This window comes from Acinetobacter sp. SM1B (assembly GCF_003289665.1).
In the GTDB taxonomy this organism is placed as follows: Bacteria; Pseudomonadota; Gammaproteobacteria; order Pseudomonadales; family Moraxellaceae; genus Acinetobacter; species Acinetobacter schindleri.
Genome location: NZ_QMBM01000001.1, coordinates 1,985,115 through 2,000,794, shown reverse-complemented (window position 1 = coordinate 2,000,794; position 15,680 = coordinate 1,985,115). Strand labels below are relative to the sequence as shown.

The 15,680-nt window shown below is 43.4% G+C and carries 21 protein-coding genes; 9 read left to right on the top strand and 12 right to left on the bottom strand.

The annotated features are described in order from the left end of the window. Window positions 1–169: 169 nt before the first annotated feature. The 5 genes from C8322_RS09690 to rplM all read right to left on the bottom strand — a co-directional run bounded on the left by C8322_RS09690 (window position 170) and on the right by rplM (window position 3,095). The gene (locus tag C8322_RS09690; protein WP_004811309.1) at window positions 170–823 is read right to left on the bottom strand and encodes a hypothetical protein; all 654 of its coding nucleotides are present in this window, start codon (window positions 821–823) and stop codon (window positions 170–172) included. Between the two features lie 19 nt (window positions 824–842). After that, a complete protein-coding gene (locus C8322_RS09685; protein WP_004811307.1) occupies window positions 843–1,271 on the bottom strand; it encodes a ClpXP protease specificity-enhancing factor in 429 nt (142 codons plus the stop codon). A gap of 13 nt (window positions 1,272–1,284) precedes the next feature. Continuing rightward, window positions 1,285–1,935 (bottom strand): glutathione S-transferase N-terminal domain-containing protein, encoded by a 651-nt coding sequence (locus C8322_RS09680; protein WP_004811304.1) that lies wholly within the window; start codon window positions 1,933–1,935, stop codon window positions 1,285–1,287. Between the two features lie 332 nt (window positions 1,936–2,267). After that, a complete protein-coding gene (gene rpsI / locus C8322_RS09675) occupies window positions 2,268–2,654 on the bottom strand; it encodes a 30S ribosomal protein S9 (protein WP_004811301.1) in 387 nt (128 codons plus the stop codon). Between the two features lie 12 nt (window positions 2,655–2,666). Continuing rightward, entirely contained in the window at window positions 2,667–3,095 is a 429-nt protein-coding gene (gene rplM, locus C8322_RS09670; RefSeq protein ID WP_004811299.1) for a 50S ribosomal protein L13, read from the bottom strand. Between the two features lie 302 nt (window positions 3,096–3,397). On the opposite strand from rplM, the gene pdxA reads away from it, so the two are divergent. The 3 genes from pdxA to C8322_RS09655 are packed head-to-tail and all read left to right on the top strand — an operon-like array spanning window position 3,398 to window position 6,060. Continuing rightward, entirely contained in the window at window positions 3,398–4,366 is a 969-nt protein-coding gene (pdxA, locus tag C8322_RS09665; protein WP_004811297.1) for a 4-hydroxythreonine-4-phosphate dehydrogenase PdxA, read from the top strand. A 30-nt stretch (window positions 4,367–4,396) separates the two neighbouring features. Continuing rightward, the gene (rsmA, locus tag C8322_RS09660) at window positions 4,397–5,209 is read left to right on the top strand and encodes a 16S rRNA (adenine(1518)-N(6)/adenine(1519)-N(6))-dimethyltransferase RsmA (RefSeq protein WP_004811295.1); all 813 of its coding nucleotides are present in this window, start codon (window positions 4,397–4,399) and stop codon (window positions 5,207–5,209) included. Between the two features lie 5 nt (window positions 5,210–5,214). Next, complete coding sequence (locus C8322_RS09655) at window positions 5,215–6,060, top strand: symmetrical bis(5'-nucleosyl)-tetraphosphatase (protein WP_004811294.1); 846 nt, start codon at window positions 5,215–5,217, stop codon at window positions 6,058–6,060. 61 nt (window positions 6,061–6,121) lie between these two features. Here C8322_RS09655 and C8322_RS09650 read toward each other — a convergent pair whose 3' ends face one another. The 6 genes from C8322_RS09650 to C8322_RS14690 form a co-directional block, all read right to left on the bottom strand. Beyond that, complete coding sequence (locus C8322_RS09650; RefSeq protein ID WP_004811291.1) at window positions 6,122–6,571, bottom strand: DUF2147 domain-containing protein; 450 nt, start codon at window positions 6,569–6,571, stop codon at window positions 6,122–6,124. A gap of 69 nt (window positions 6,572–6,640) precedes the next feature. Beyond that, the gene (locus C8322_RS09645) at window positions 6,641–7,078 is read right to left on the bottom strand and encodes a hypothetical protein (protein ID WP_004811288.1); all 438 of its coding nucleotides are present in this window, start codon (window positions 7,076–7,078) and stop codon (window positions 6,641–6,643) included. 529 nt (window positions 7,079–7,607) lie between these two features. Further along, window positions 7,608–8,282, bottom strand: a complete 675-nt coding sequence (locus tag C8322_RS09640; RefSeq protein ID WP_071320881.1) for an LrgB family protein — start codon at window positions 8,280–8,282, stop codon at window positions 7,608–7,610. A gap of 9 nt (window positions 8,283–8,291) precedes the next feature. After that, the gene (locus tag C8322_RS09635) at window positions 8,292–8,663 is read right to left on the bottom strand and encodes a hypothetical protein (protein ID WP_004811284.1); all 372 of its coding nucleotides are present in this window, start codon (window positions 8,661–8,663) and stop codon (window positions 8,292–8,294) included. A gap of 32 nt (window positions 8,664–8,695) precedes the next feature. Then, entirely contained in the window at window positions 8,696–10,036 is a 1,341-nt protein-coding gene (hflX, locus tag C8322_RS09630) for a ribosome rescue GTPase HflX (protein WP_004811281.1), read from the bottom strand. Between the two features lie 91 nt (window positions 10,037–10,127). Then, entirely contained in the window at window positions 10,128–10,259 is a 132-nt protein-coding gene (locus C8322_RS14690; protein WP_004811279.1) for a hypothetical protein, read from the bottom strand. Between the two features lie 187 nt (window positions 10,260–10,446). Here C8322_RS14690 and C8322_RS09625 point away from each other — a divergent pair, with 187 nt between their 5' ends. Continuing rightward, a complete protein-coding gene (locus C8322_RS09625; RefSeq protein WP_034424231.1) occupies window positions 10,447–11,277 on the top strand; it encodes a lysophospholipid acyltransferase family protein in 831 nt (276 codons plus the stop codon). A gap of 90 nt (window positions 11,278–11,367) precedes the next feature. On the opposite strand, the gene C8322_RS09620 is transcribed toward C8322_RS09625, so the two are convergent. Beyond that, a complete protein-coding gene (locus C8322_RS09620; protein WP_008304383.1) occupies window positions 11,368–11,916 on the bottom strand; it encodes an NUDIX hydrolase in 549 nt (182 codons plus the stop codon). 124 nt (window positions 11,917–12,040) lie between these two features. Here C8322_RS09620 and C8322_RS09615 point away from each other — a divergent pair, with 124 nt between their 5' ends. From C8322_RS09615 to C8322_RS09595, 5 genes are all read left to right on the top strand, one after another. After that, entirely contained in the window at window positions 12,041–12,655 is a 615-nt protein-coding gene (locus tag C8322_RS09615; RefSeq protein ID WP_004811271.1) for an NUDIX hydrolase, read from the top strand. Window positions 12,656–12,670: 15 nt separating this feature from the next. Then, entirely contained in the window at window positions 12,671–13,201 is a 531-nt protein-coding gene (locus C8322_RS09610; protein ID WP_004893238.1) for a gamma carbonic anhydrase family protein, read from the top strand. A 135-nt stretch (window positions 13,202–13,336) separates the two neighbouring features. Then, window positions 13,337–14,002, top strand: a complete 666-nt coding sequence (gene tsaB / locus C8322_RS09605) for a tRNA (adenosine(37)-N6)-threonylcarbamoyltransferase complex dimerization subunit type 1 TsaB (protein ID WP_004893243.1) — start codon at window positions 13,337–13,339, stop codon at window positions 14,000–14,002. Between the two features lie 16 nt (window positions 14,003–14,018). Beyond that, window positions 14,019–14,843, top strand: coding sequence for an undecaprenyl-diphosphate phosphatase (locus C8322_RS09600; RefSeq protein WP_004893246.1), 825 nt, complete (start codon window positions 14,019–14,021; stop codon window positions 14,841–14,843). Beyond that, entirely contained in the window at window positions 14,837–15,658 is an 822-nt protein-coding gene (locus tag C8322_RS09595; protein ID WP_004893249.1) for a class I SAM-dependent methyltransferase, read from the top strand. The genes C8322_RS09600 and C8322_RS09595 overlap by 7 nt, the downstream gene beginning before the upstream one ends. Window positions 15,659–15,680: the final 22 nt, after the last annotated feature.

Genomic DNA, 15,680 nt, shown 5'->3' with positions numbered 1-15,680 from the left:
TGTAGCTAGATGGACTCAAATGCCTTATATGAAGGGTATTGATATCTACGGTGTATATTTCATAAAGGATGAAAGATTTACATATAAATATTATTTTTTAGTTATATGCTGTATGTTTACATAGAAATAAAAAACCAGCTCAAAGCTGGTTTTTTATTAGATGGATAATTTAAGCAAACACTTTCATAACCTGATCTAGAAGTACCCATAGGATCACAATCGCCACTACAGGCTCTGCAATTTTTGCCCAAGTTGGCGCATTGACTACAACCACATCTTCAACGTCATGTTCTAGGGACTGATTGTTTTGGCTGACCATCTGATTAAACTCCTTCATCGTTGCCTCCAATGATAGCTCTTCTTGTGGCATTGGTTTAGAGCCTTTCAGTTCTAACAGATTATTTGTTGTCCAAACCCAATCATCTGCTTGACCAGAAAGATGCTCGATCTGACCATATAACAGTTCCTGAATACTGTTCAGATTATGATTGCCGGTATCATGTAGCTGTTTAAGCTCTATGAGCTGAAGTTTGAAAATCTCATAAATATTAGCTTCTTGTACTTCACGAGAAAGAGTAGACTGATTGGATTTAAGTGTACTCAGATGACGGGCAATTTCCTGAATATATAGTTCATCAGGATGATTAATTTCATTATAGATCTTATTCGGATTAAGCTTCCATTCACTAACCAGCTTACCTAAAGTCAGCGCACTGATTTCGGCAATGTATGCACGACGTTCCTGCTTTGGATACTGACTTAGAAGCTCAGGCTTTTGAGTTTCTATCTGTTCAACAAAATATTGTACTAAATCAAAAGCCATTCACTTACTCCGTTCTTATTTAATCTAATAACCTGAGGCTTGGTTTTTTCTTTGGTGTTTCAGGTTCTTCTTCAATGTTTGATTTTAAAGCATCTTCTTCAGTTTGTGTATGCTCATATTCATTTGGATCAAAGAATAGTCCCTGACCATTTTCACGTGCATAGATACCCAGTACCGCAGCCATTGGTACATAAATATCACGTGATACACCACCGAAACGTGCTGAGAATGTAATCGCGTCATTGCTCATATGTAGCGCATGTACGGCGTGCGGTACGATATTTAGAATGATCTGGCCATCTTTAATAAACTGTTCTGGAACCATGGTATTTGGACGCGTAGCATCAACCAACAGGTATGGTGTCATATTGTTATCACAGATCCATTCATAAATCGCACGAGACATATAAGGACGTGTAGGCGTGAGGTTGAATTCCTGTTCAGACATAATGAGTACTCGATTAATTTGATAACTGGGCAGCGTAGCGGTTCTTTTCCTGCAACGTCATTGATTTGATAAAAGCAGGACGGCTAAAGATTCGCTGGCAATACAGATAGAATGGGCGGCATTGCTGTTTAGGTAATTCTACACCCATACTGTGCAAACGGATAAACATCGGCGCAAGCATGCAGTCCAAGATACTGAACTGCTCTGACATGAAATAGGGAAAGTGCTGAAATAGTGGCATCAGGGATACCAGAATATCGCGAAGCTGTTTTTGCGCCTGAGCTTTCGCAGCGGGATCTAAAGAATCCGGGTGTTTGAGCATGATATCGGCCAGTTTAAGCCAGTCATGTTCGAAGCGCCATAGATATTGGCGTTGCTCGGCTCGCGGCATCGGTGCATCGGCATAGAGCTTGTTCTGACGATAGCGATCATCAATATATTCAGAAATAATCTGGCTAATAAATAATTTCAGATCATTTTCAATCAGCATCGGTAGCTGATTATAAGGATTTAGACTGGCCAAGTCCTCATCGTCACTATCGACCAAGATTAAATGATATTTAATTTGTTTTTCGGTAAGAACGTAGCGAATCCAATGGGAACGAAAGTCATCGGCATGGCTATATAAGGTGATTCCTTGAAGTGGCGCGCTTTCGACTGACATAAATCCTGAGCAAATTTTAGTGAGTAGAATAGGATACTAAAAATCAACCTAAAAAGCACGAAGCATAAAAGACCAATTGGCTTTTGACAGGGTAGATTATAAGAAAAAATGAAAGGAGCAGAACAAGATGATCATGAATTTAGGTTTAATCATAGTGTTTGTGATTATAGGTATAGCCAACTATTATCTGACCAAGTCCTTCTGGTGTCATGAAGGGGTATGGGGTAAAGATGTTCATGAACAATAATATATAATTCTATTCAGTGGTAAATTTAAAGCCATAAAAAAACCCTGGAATAAACCAGGGTTTTTTGTCCGATTCGGTAAACGAATTAACGTTTAGAGAATTGAGGACGTTTACGAGCTTTACGTAAACCAAGTTTCTTACGTTCAACTTCACGAGCATCACGAGTAACGAAACCAGCTTGACGAAGAGCAGGTTTAAGAGTTTCGTCAGCAGCGATCAATGCACGAGTAATACCGTGACGGATAGCGCCTGCTTGACCACCGATACCACCACCAGCAACAGTGATGTAAAGGTCGTATTTGTTAGTTGCTTCAAGAAGTTCTAACGGTTGGTTAACAACCATACGAGCAGTCTCACGACCGAAGTATTGTTCTAAAGAACGGTTGTTAATTACGAGTTTACCAGTACCAGCAGATAGGAAAACACGTGCAGTTGCGGTCTTACGGCGACCTGTACCATAGTTTGTAGCCATGTGCTGTATCCCTTAGATGTCCAAAACTTGTGGCTGTTGAGCTGTGTGAGGATGCTCAGTACCAGCGTACACTTTCATTTTCTTGATCATTGCATAACCAAGAGGACCTTTTGGCAACATGCCTTTAACAGCGCGTTGGAAGATCTCTTCTGGTTTGTGTGCAACTAATTTCTCGAAGTTAGTTTCACGGATACCACCAGGGAAACCAGTATGGCGATAGTATTTCTTATCAAGTGATTTTTTACCAGTCACTTGAACTTGCTCAGCATTAATAACAACGATGTAATCGCCAGTGTCAACGTGAGGAGTATAAGAAGTTTTGTGCTTACCGCGTAAACGACGAGCGATTTCCGTCGCAAGACGGCCTAGAGTTTTGCCAGAAGCATCAACAACGTACCAGTCGTGTTGAACTTCAGCTGGCTTAGCACTGAGAGTTTTCATTAAACCACTACCTATTATAGTTGGTTTGGACGGTGGAATCTGTCCAAACAAAAGGAGACGAGATTCTAAACGAATACGTGAAGAATCACAAATGAAAATTAAAAATTTCAAGCGCTGTATTTTATATAATCTACGAGCATAAGGGAAGAAAAATTAAGCAGAATGCATAAAAATAACTGGCAAGATTTGTAACGCAGATTTCTCTGAGAATCACAACAGTCCAAAACACTGTACAGATCGCTGCACGCAAGCCTGTTTGAAACAGGCTATACTATTGAAGGCCTTAGTGAATAGAGAAGAAGATGCTGCCTTTATATGTCACCAGCGGTGAACCTGCCGGAATTGGTCCTGATATCTGCTTGAGTCTGGCAAATCGGGTTGATGAGCGTCCGATTGTGGTACTTGCGGATCTAGAAATGTTGGGTCAGCGTGCCCAGCATTTAAATCTGGCAATAGAGCTGATTGAATATAAGGGACAAGAGTCTTCTTCTGAAGAAGGTCAGCTCTATGTCGAGCATGTACCTTTGAAACAACAAGTGATATTGGGTGAGCTCAATAGCCATAACGCTGCTTATGTATTGGAACAATTACGTCGTTCAGCTGACTATGCCATGACCGGGAAAAGTGTTGGTGTGGCAACAGCACCAGTGCAAAAGTCAGTCATTAATGATGCCGGAATCCATTTCAGTGGGCATACTGAATATTATCAGGAATTTGCTGGTGTGCCTCGTGTCGTGATGATGCTGGCAACTAAAACCTTACGTGTCGCTTTAGCAACAACGCATCTTCCGTTACGGGCAGTCGCGGATGCAATTACGCCTGAGCGTCTGCATCAGGTGATTGATATCCTGATTCATGATTTACAATCCAAATTTAAAATCAAACAGCCAAAGATTCTGGTCTGTGGTTTAAATCCGCATGCAGGCGAGGGCGGTTATTTGGGGATGGAAGAGATTGAAGTGATCAATCCTGTGCTGGAAACTTATCGTGCGCAAGGTATCAATATGAGCCTGAGCCTACCTGCAGATACTTTATTTACTCCTGAAAACTTGAAAGATACCGATGCGGTACTGGCGATGTATCACGATCAGGGTTTACCTGTGTTAAAATCTCAGGGCTTTGGTGAAGCCATCAATATTACTTTGGGCTTACCGTTTATCCGAACTTCTGTCGATCACGGCACAGCACTCTCCCTCGCAGGTACAGGCCTTGCGAAAAGCTCAAGCTTGCATGTGGCTGTGGATTTGGCGCTGGATTTAGCGCGTCAATGATCTCGTCTTTATTACACGTTGGAAATGTCTATGTATCAGATTAATGCCTTAAACCCGAAAGATGAAGGGCATCACACGCGTAAGCGTTTTGGTCAAAACTTCTTACATGACCAACGTGTCATTGCCAAAATTGTCCGTTCAGTCAATCCGCGTGCAGGCGAAAATATTGTTGAAATTGGTCCAGGTCTGGCCGCTTTAACTTCACCTTTGATTGGTGAATGTGATGCTTTAACCGTTCTGGAGCTTGATCGTGACTTGGCTGCAGGTTTGCCGGGTCGTGTTCCGCATCCTGAGCGTTTAACGATTGTTGAAACAGATGCATTGAAGTACGACTTCACCAATTTATTTAAAGAAGGTCGTCCATTACGTGTAGTTGGTAATCTGCCATATAACATTTCGACACCATTATTGTTCCATCTCTTGGAATTCGGTGACAAAGTTAAAGACATGCACTTCATGCTGCAAAAAGAAGTAGTCGATCGTATTACCGCTTCACCGAACACCAAAGAATATGGCCGTTTGTCGGTGATGATTCAGTATTACTGCAAACCGACATTCTTGTTTGAAGTGCCACCAGGTTCGTTTAATCCGCCGCCAAAAGTGACTTCTGCGGTATTCCGTTTAGAACCCTATGACGTTAAACCGATCGTGGCGAAAAATGAAAAAGCTTTGGCACGTCTGGTATCCCACGTATTTACCCAGCGCCGTAAAACTTTGCGTAATAGTCTGAAAGGCATGTTGGTTGAAGATGGTTTTGAAAAGGCAGGTGTAGACCCAATGGCACGTCCAGAGACTCTGACACTTGCTCAATTTGTGGCTTTATCTGATCAAATGGTAGCTTAAAAAGAATGACTCGCACTGTTCGATACAATTATGTGATTGGTGATGTGCAAGGCTGTTTTGAGGCCTTGAAGGCATTACTGAAAGAAATCCGCTTTGATCCGGATCAGGATTTTATCTGGTTTGCGGGTGACCTGGTCGCTCGGGGTGAAAACTCGCTGGGCGCGTTGCGCTTCATTAAAAAGTTGGTCGATAATGGTGTCGCTGCAACAGTGCTGGGCAACCATGATTTGACTTTATTGGCTTATGCACGCGGCATTAAGCCGATTAAAGACAAGGACAATGTCCGTGATGTGATTGATGCCATCGACAGTGATGATCTGATTGACTGGCTGCGGAAACAGCCTATGTGTCTGTTCCCGAATGAACAGACAGTGCTCACGCATGCCGGTATTCCTAAACTTTGGGATGTTGCCAAGACTGCTGAGTTAGCTAAAGAAGTAGAAGCAGTCATAGGTCATGATGATTTTGAAGTCATGGATGCGTTCCTGAGCGACATGTTTGGCAAAGAGCCAGCACTCTGGTCAGATGAGTTAGAGGGTCATGAGCGTATACGTTGTATCGTGAATTACCTGACGCGGATGCGTTTAACCGATATAGAAGGACGTTTAGAATACAGTTTTAAAGACTCTCTGAATGATCCAATGCCAGAAGGCTTCAGACCCTGGTTTGAGTTTGAGTCGAAAGCTGCCAAGACGCATCAAATTATCTTCGGGCATTGGGCAGGATTACAGGGTAAGACGATTTCCGAACATGTTCAAAATGTCGATGGTGGCTGTGTTTGGGGCAATCAGTTGCTGGCTTATCGATTAGAAGACCAGCAGATGTTCGCGGTTCATAATCCCGTGCTTTAAGATATCCAGAACTAAAAAGCCACGTTTCAACGTGGCTTTTTTATAGCAGAAATAATGTAAATTAATCCTGACGAATCCAGGTCTGACTACGGCCTAATGTCGATACACCGATATAGCCACGTAAGGTGAGACGCTTGCCAGTCGCATTCAGGCGAGCTTTGGCATCATAAACTTTGCCGGTCAGTGGATCGATGATCCGACCCTTATCATAGTTATTGGCTTTACCTACTTGTTTTAAGCCGGTAAGTACATCCATGCCTAGAATCGGTTGATTGGTATACGGTGCCGGGCAGTTGTTACAGCTTTTTTGTGGGGTATAACCAGGGCGAGGCGTTACTTTCACGATTTTACCCACGTAGGTACCGTTATTTTCTTGACGAATTTCAATAATGGCTTTAGGGGAGCCAGTTTTATCATCAATTTGTTGCCAAGTGCCGGTCAAATCCTGTGCAAAAGCTGACACAGTCATACATGCACCCATTAGCATCATTGCGATTTTAGATTTTTTCATATTAATCATCCCCATGTGGTTTGTTACAGACAGTCACTAGTTATTTTTTGATCAGTCTGCACTAAGAATTCAGTTGTGTTTAAGTCCCATGACCGAAACTTGAGTATGGTCATATAAATTTAAGGAATTTCCATCGACAGCGACCTGATTAATCAGGTCATGAATATGTATATCGGATGCTGATTGCAGCGTAGCGTTTCCAGCATGATGTAATGCAGTGAATTTCAATTTGTTGAAGGCTTCTGGCTCCAGTATTTCAAATGAGTACTGAGTGGAGGGCAAATGATCAGCACCTTGTTTTCTTGGCTTATTACCAAAAAGTGGGTGGGATAATGAGTTGCCTAAATTTCTAGATAAGCCACCTCTATTATATTTCGCCGATTTAATCAGGATCATGGCCGGATCTGTCTTGTCATGCATCTGCTGCCAAATATTTATCCAATTCTCTCCACAAGAAATTGGGTTTAAAGCAACACCAGATGTCCTGAAAACACTCATTGTTTTCATTCAATTTCCTTGTATTTCAAAATCAAATATCCATTTGATTTGCTTCACTCTTGCTGTATATGAAGTTTTAATACACAAAGATTAAAAAAATCTGTATGTTTATTATTCATACAACCTTATATAAAAAAATGCAAGTTGAATATAGGCAGAGATTCATACTTAAGTCTTAAAGATTATAACAATATTCTTGTGGGTGGAAACGTGATTTTTAACCCATATTGAATGATGTATAGGAAAGTGAGAGAAAAATATTTAAAATAACTGACCAAAGAGACAGCGTGTAGCCAAGTCGAAAATAGGGGAATTAGTAATATTAAAACGATTGAAAAGATTATAAATATATAAAATTACTAAGTTAAAATCTGTCATTTAGGTCAATTTAATTACTGGTATGAAACTTAAATGAATTTATGAAGTGACTAATTTGTCATTAGAATTTAATAGTTCATATTTTTATCTAAATCGATATAAGAATAAGATGACTATAATAAAATAGATATAGTCATCTAAAAATGACGATGTGGTCAGATTAAAGATTCTGAAGATATAGAATAAAAGTCGGTAGCCAGAGGGCCGTAAAGACAGCATTCACTGCCATACCAAATGCTGCGTATCGACCTGCAACACTACCACGCTGCCAGGCTTGTGCTGTGCCAATCGCATGAGCGGCAAGGCCCAGTGCAAGACCAGAAGCACGTTCGTCATTGATATGACGCAGAATGAGAGGGGAAAACGCAGCCCCAATGACACCAGACAGAATTACAATCAGAATCACCAGGCTAATTGGTGCATCCAGTAAAGTCGCGATATTAATCGCAATTGGGGTAGTAACTGCACGAGTGGCAAAGGCCATGATGTCACCGGCTGCCATATGTAACAGATAAGCGAGTCCCATGGGCAGGGCAACTGCACTGATACTGGCGAAGATCAGAATTCCAATCACACCTTTTAATGGCAGGTCATCATAGCGCATCGCTGCCAGAGGAATTGCCAAGGCCACCGTAACATAACCTAAAAGACGGTTAAACAGGGGATTGGTGTCTTCCGTATAATGTTCATAAGGAACACCCAGTACAAACAGAATAGCCAGCACAAAGAACATGCCAAAGACAATGACCGGAATTTTAGGAATCACACGGTTACATGGTTTTGCCGCAAGATAGGCCGCCAGCGTGATCAGGAAACCATAGAGTACAGATAACATAATGATCTCCTAAAGCCAGCGCTTGGCCATTTTTGCATAGACCCATAATGGAATGAGCGTACTAACAAACAGAATCAGCAGAAAGGCTGGAATTTTATGTCCCATATGCACCAGCATCATCAATGAGCCGGCGCTGACAGGTAAAAATGCAAAGGCACTTTCTTTCATAATCTTGTTATTGGTATCCACCAGTCGGGCAGGAATTTTGCTCCAGCGACGCCAGCTAAACAGGACGATGAGCAGGCTGATCAAACCGACCAGATTGCCTAACTCAGGGTGCTCTAACTGGGTCATGATCCATACTGCTGCTTCCCGAAAGACAATAATCAGAAGCAGCGTGCCGATCCATGCTGGCCAATCTATATGCTTAATCCAGTTCATTTTAGAGTCTATTTAATTTGATTTATCGAGTTTTAGTCGATCTTACGCGGTATTTCAAATTCTTCAAGTGGCCGTTGAAACTGAACTGCTTGCTCACCCAAAATATCTTCTAGGGAGAGATGTGCCTGGCGAATGATCTGTGCCAGTTTCTGTGGAGCAATACTGACCTGCAAATGCAGCTGACCTTGCTCGTCATAATGCTCGGACTGAATCACATTCAGATCATAAAGTTGATTACGCAGTTTGCCATGTGCAGGCTGTAACTTAAGTTCAAACTTTTGCAGTTCTCCCATCAACGCTTCATGTACCGCCTTACGTAGCAGGTCAATCCCTTCTCCAGTGTGAGCAGACACATACACCCGTTCTGGCTGATTGGGTTTGTGATAGATAATCTTGGCTTCTTCACCGCTTTGGTCAATTTTATTATAGACACGAAGTACTGGAACATTAGCCCCAATTTCCTTGAGCACACTTTCTACTGCATCAATCTGTTCCAGAATTTCCGGACTGCTGGAATCAATCACGTGCAGCAACAGGGTGGCTTCTAAGGTTTCTTCCAAAGTCGCTTTAAAAGATTCTACCAGTGAGTGAGACAGGTTACGTACGAATCCTACCGTATCTGCCAGTACTACAGTGCCAATGCCTTCCCAGTCCAGACGGCGCAAGGTCGGATCCAGAGTGGCAAACAGCTGGTCAGCTGCATAAACATCGCTATCTGCAAGAATATTAAACAGGGTAGATTTACCGGCGTTGGTATAACCAACCAGAGAAATGGTAGGTACAGCAGCTTTCTGACGGGCTACACGACCTTGCATCCGGGTTTGACGGACTTTATCCAGTCGAGCTTTCAGTTGCCCCATCCGTACGCGCAGCAAACGTCGGTCAGTTTCCAGTAAAGTTTCACCAGGACCACGTAAACCAATACCCCCTTTCTGGCTATCCAGATTACCACGACTACGAATCAGGCGAGAAGAAAGATGCTGTAACTGGGCCAGTTCGACCTGTAATTTACCTTCATAAGTACGGGCGCGCAGCGCGAAAATATCCAGAATGAGTTCAGTACGGTCGACCACCCGGCATTTAACAACGCGTTCAAGGTTACGTGCCTGCGCAGGGGTCAGGGTATGATCAAAAATCACCAGATCAGCTTCAAGAGCTTCAACTTTTTCTGCAATTTCCTCAGCCTTGCCGGAGCCGATAAAATATTTAGGATCGGGTCTTAAACGCTGAGCATGCATATGCTCAAGAATTTCTGCCCCTGCTGAACTGGCCAACAGGTGAAATTCTTCTGCATCCAGATCCTCCAGCATCTGCACGGTCACACTGACCAGAATGACACGATCTTTGGCACGATGCTGTTCAAAATATTCCACTCAGTCCACACTCTACTTAAAAATTTTTTTAATAGAATTCATTTTAGTGGAAAAAGACAGGGACAGGTAGCATTGCTCTGTGAGTTTTGGGTTAGAGTGCAGCAACAAAAAATTGCGCCAGGCCGACTAAAACAGCCGCATAAAATGCGGTTGCCACAAAAATGTATTTCAGTGCTTGTGTGAGTTGAAGGGTTTCAAGCGTAACCTTTGGATCTTGCTGCATGATAAAACTCCATAATTTACTCATTCAATGGAAATATAATAATTCATCGTTTAATTGAATAAAAATTGCAAAATTTAATCCGTCTGAACGGTTTTTATAATCAATGCATGTTCAGAATGAACAGTATAGAATGGTAAAGATACGTGAAGATGATGACCTGAATCGACCTGGAAATAGTGATCCTTGTATGCACTCGACTATAAATAATGAAACATCTGAAATTCGTGGTTTAGCAAAATTTTTGCTCTATAGCAGAAAAATGGTTGCCTCTGTCGCAGCGGTGAGTGAAGGGTTCTATCTAGTTTACCGACACGGTTTATACAAGAATCCGAATAATCCACATAACACGCGATATGTGCAGTATTTCTGTCGTCAGCTATGCAAGGTATTTAATATTGAAGTGCAGGTACATGGCACCATTCCACGAGAACCCGCACTTTGGGTGAGTAATCATGTGTCCTGGCTGGATATTGCAGTACTCGGTTCTAGTGCACGGGTGTTTTTCCTGGCTAAAGCCGAGATTGAACAGTGGCCGCTGCTTGGCAAACTGGCGAAGGGCGGGGGAACTTTATTTATCAAGCGAGGGTCGGGAGATTCACTCCGGATCCGTGAGCAGATTACCGGATTTTTAAAACAGGACATTCCAGTGCTGTTTTTCCCTGAAGCCACCACTTCAGATGGACGTGCAATCAAGAAGGTCCATGGCCGGATTCTGGGTGCAGCAATTGAAGCAAAGCGCCCGGTACAGATTTGCCTGATTTGTTATGTCAATCAGCAGGGGGAACTGGATACAGTTGCGCCTTTTATTGGTCAGGTCGGTTTCGCTGAGCATGTACGTAAAGTGTTAGAGATGCCAAATGTCACGGCACATTTAATGGCATTACCCGGGATTTCTACAGAAGGTCATACGGTGGATACGCTGACGCCGTTGGTGCAGGAAAAGATGAATGAAGGTCTGAAGTATTTACAGAATAAGGTCCTGAAAACACCCTTGGAAGTTACTGCATCAGTTTCGTAGGTAAAACAAACAGAATTATTTTCCAAAAAACTAAAATGAGCGTTTATTGGCGCTCATTTTTTTATATGTAGCATTCAGTAGTTTGTTGTTTTAACCAGTGTGATCCAGACGTGAACCTAGGGTTTCGAGATGCATCGGGAAAACATTATTTTTACGGTCTTCAAAATAATGACGTAAGGTCCTTTCTACACTCGGGAATGCTAGTTCTGCCCAAGGAATATCCACTTCGTCAAACAGGCGTGATTCAATGGTTTCTTCACCAGCACCAAATTTGCCTTCCACCAGTTGAGTTTTAAACAGCACATAAATCTGACCGATACGTGGAATATTGTACATACAGTACAGCTGTTCGATTTCCACTTCAGCTTCGGCTTCTTCACGGGTTTCACGTGCTGCGCCTTGTTCCATGGTTTCAAACAGTTCCATATAGCCGGCAGGTAAAGTCCACAGGCCATAACGAGGTTCAATCGCACGTCGGCATAGCAGTACTTTGTCTTCCCAGACCACTAGGGATCCGCAAATAATCTTTGGATTAATATAATGAATAAAACCACAGGAGCTGCAGACATGACGAAGTTTTTGATCACCTAAAGGTATTTTTTCAGTTGTCTTATGTCCACAGGCCGTACAGAAGTTCATATTCATCATCAATGACAAAAAGTAGACTCAGGATAACTGAAAAATTGAAATTTGGCATCAATTCTATCCTCAGGAATCAAAAATCAGCTATGATGAAATCATAATGAGAATGAGGAAAGCGTGGATGGATGAACGCAATTTAACACACAGATTACAGCAACGTTTGCGCTTTTCCAGGCGGATTCAGCCAGCGCATGCTGCCGTGTTAATTGCGATTACGGATGAGTCGGATCCCAAGGTCTTACTCACCCGCCGTTCGGCTTATCTGTCTAATCATGCCGGTGAGGTTTCTTTTCCGGGCGGTAAGCGTGATCCGCAGGACACCAGCAATATCGTCGTAGCGCTACGCGAAGCCTATGAGGAAACCGCACTGAACCCTTTCGATGTGCAGCTCATTGGTGATCTGCCCATGCAAAAGGCACGAAATGGCATGTTGGTAAAACCGATTGTTGGACTGATTCCACCAAAAGTTCAGCTGATTCCACAACCCACTGAAATTGACCGGATTTTCTTTGCCTCACTACGGCATTTACTTGAAGCCAAACCCACACCTTATGAAGTACGCTTTGCCCAGCAGTCCTTATATTTCCCGAGTATGCGCGTGGAAAATGAAGTGGTCTGGGGGCTGACTGCGCGTATGCTGATTTCTTTATTCCAGTATGGCCTCGACTATAAAAAAGACTGGCCATTCTTACTTAATTCACCAGCTTTTAAACGATCAAAATTCTTTCAGGACTGAAGAGGATATTCAGGCATGTTGTACAAATTTCAGGGACATTCTCCAAAAGCGCTGCAACAACCATGGGATGGTTGGGTCGCACCCACAGCGACCGTGATTGGTCAGGTTGAATTGGGCAAACAGGTCAGTATCTGGTTTGGCGCCGTGGTGCGTGGTGATAACAGCAAAATCCATCTTGGAGACTATACCAATGTGCAGGAAAATGCCGTGCTGCATACTGATGCGGGGATTGAAATGCATATTGGTGATTATGTGACGATTGGTCACCAAGCCATGCTGCATGGCTGTACCATTGGTGATAATAGCCTGATCGGGATTCAGGCTATAATTCTCAATAATGCCGTGATTGGTAAAAACTGTATCATTGGCGCGAATGCGCTGATTCCGGAAGGAAAAGTGATTCCGGACAATTCTGTGGTGATGGGATCGCCGGGCAAGGTGATAAAAACCCTAGATGAAGATACTGTACAAAAGCTGAAAATGAGCGCACTGCATTATGCCAACCATTTTCAGAAGTTCCAGCCACTGGAACAAGTTGAGCTTTAAGCAACTCATCTACCTGTATTTATTAACCTGGCGATGGCCAGGTTTTTTTGTATCTGTTTCGGGAAAATCTCGCGTAGCGGATATGAGTGGAGTATCATATCCGCGTTTTTTATATTCTCTGAATTAAGGTTGTGCATGAAAGTGCTGGCATTGGAAACTGCCAATGAGCAGTGTTCCGTTTCTGTGATTGATGACACTCAAGAATTATTTTTCCAACTTGATGCGCGCGCAAAGGCACAAACGCAAACAATTCTCCCAATGATCGAGCAGGCTCTAAAAGATTTAAGCCTGGCGGTTTCTGATTTGACGGCGATTGCATTTAGTCGTGGACCGGGTTCATTTAGCGGTGTGCGTATTAATGCCGCGGTAACACAAGCTTTGGCCTGGTCGAATGACCTGCCAGTGGTACCCGTTTCGACCTTACAGGCCTTGGCACAAGCGGCATACCGTTTGCATGGTCTGACCGAAGTGACCGCGGTACTCGATGCGCGTATGAATGAAGTTTATATCGCCAGCTATCAGCTGGATGCTCAAGGCATCATGCAGCCAGTAGATGAAGAACAGTTGCTTGGTTATGAACAGGGTAGTGCCACAGTAAAATTTGTTGTAGTCGGCTCAGGCGCTCATCTGGTTCAATCAGAAGAGACTGAATACAAGAATGTTACTGCGACTGCACAGGATATTGCCACGATAGCGCGTGTGGCAGCAGCATCAGAAAACTGGGTTAGTGCTGAATTGGCACTGCCGGTCTATTTACGCGATAACGCATGGAAAAAAATTCCAGAACAAGGCAAAGCATAATTAATCAGGATTAAGCATGGATCTATTACTGCTGCTGAAAGCGGCAATCATGGGTATTGTTGAGGGTATTACTGAGTTCTTACCGATTTCTAGTACAGGGCACTTGATTCTGGCTTCAGAATTAATGAATTTCTGGACCAAAGAAAAGAGTGATGTTTTCGTGATTGCCATCCAGATGGGGGCAATCGCAGCAGTGATTTATGAATACTGGACACGTCTGTGGGGAGCCGCCACCGGGATTGTCAGTGGTGAGCCACAAGGACGCCGTCTCGGTATTGGTCTGATTCTGGCTTCGATTCCAATTATACTTATCGGGCTGACTTTTGGTCAGACTGTAAAAGAATTGTTATTCAACAATATTGCAATTGCGATTGGCTTGATTGTCGGTGGTCTGATCATTATCTGGATTGAAAAGAATCCACCTCAAGTCCGTGCCCAAGAAGTTGAAGACCTGACCATTAAAGATGCTATCTGGATTGGTCTGATTCAGGTTTTATCGCTGATTCCAGGTACTTCACGTTCTGGTGCTACCATTATCGGGGCGATGTTCCTGGGAGTATCACGTAAGGCAGCGACTGAGTTTTCCTTCTTTCTGGGTATCCCGGTAATTGTCGGTGCAGGCCTGTTAGACTTATACCAGAGCTATGACGTGTTTAGTGGGACTCAGGACTGGGTGGTACTTACTGTTGGTCTTTTAGTGTCCTTTATTTCAGCATTGTTATTGATCCGTGCGTTAGTCGCTTATGTCGCGAAGCGTGATTTCATGATTTTTGCCTGGTACCGTATTGTATCGGGACTGCTCATTTTATTGTTTGCATACACAGGCTGGACATTATGGTAAGCGAGATTCGCTTATACACTGAAACTGCATATATCGAGAAAGCACAGCACTTTGAGGCTGTGCTTTCTTCTCGTGGTGTACAGGTTCAGATTGAGACCGTAGAAAAACTCAATGCGCGTTTCTTTCGCCTGAATCCCGAACTGGCACTGTGTGTTGATGCGGACGGTTTATGGCTATCTGCCAATGGCATGAAAATGCAACCGGACTGGAAAGCGGAAGTGGGGCGTTTAAAACGTGCTTCACTGAAGTCGGAAATGATTGCACGTGCTTGCAACTTGGGTGAAAAGCCGACCCTAATTGATGCGACTGCCGGTCTTGGTCATGACAGCCTGTTGATGGCACATCTTGGTGCGCATGTCACTCTGGTCGAACGTCATCCGATTCTGTTTACCTTGCTGGAAGATACCCATACGCGTGCGCAGAATGATGCTTTCCTGAATCCGGTTGTATCGCGTATTCATCTGGTCTTCTCTGATTCTGCTGACTATTTAATCCAGCAGGCAGCAGAAAACGCCGTGGTGGATGTCGTTTATCTGGATCCGATGTTCCCGCAGCGTGACCAGAATCAGCAGGCACCCAAGAAACAGGCACAGGTGAAAAAACAGATGCAGCTATTGCATATGCTCTTGCCTGAAGATGGTGAAATGGACCTTGGCGATAACCTGCTAGAACTGGCACAGAAAATTGCTAAACGGGTGGTGGTGAAACGTCCACGTCTTGCCGTTTTTCTGGCTGATAAAGCACCCGATCATCAATGGCAAGGGGATGCTTGTCGCTTTGATGCGTATTTTCAGCATGATCTTGTAGCTGAATAAGATAATTGCTTCAAAATTCGCC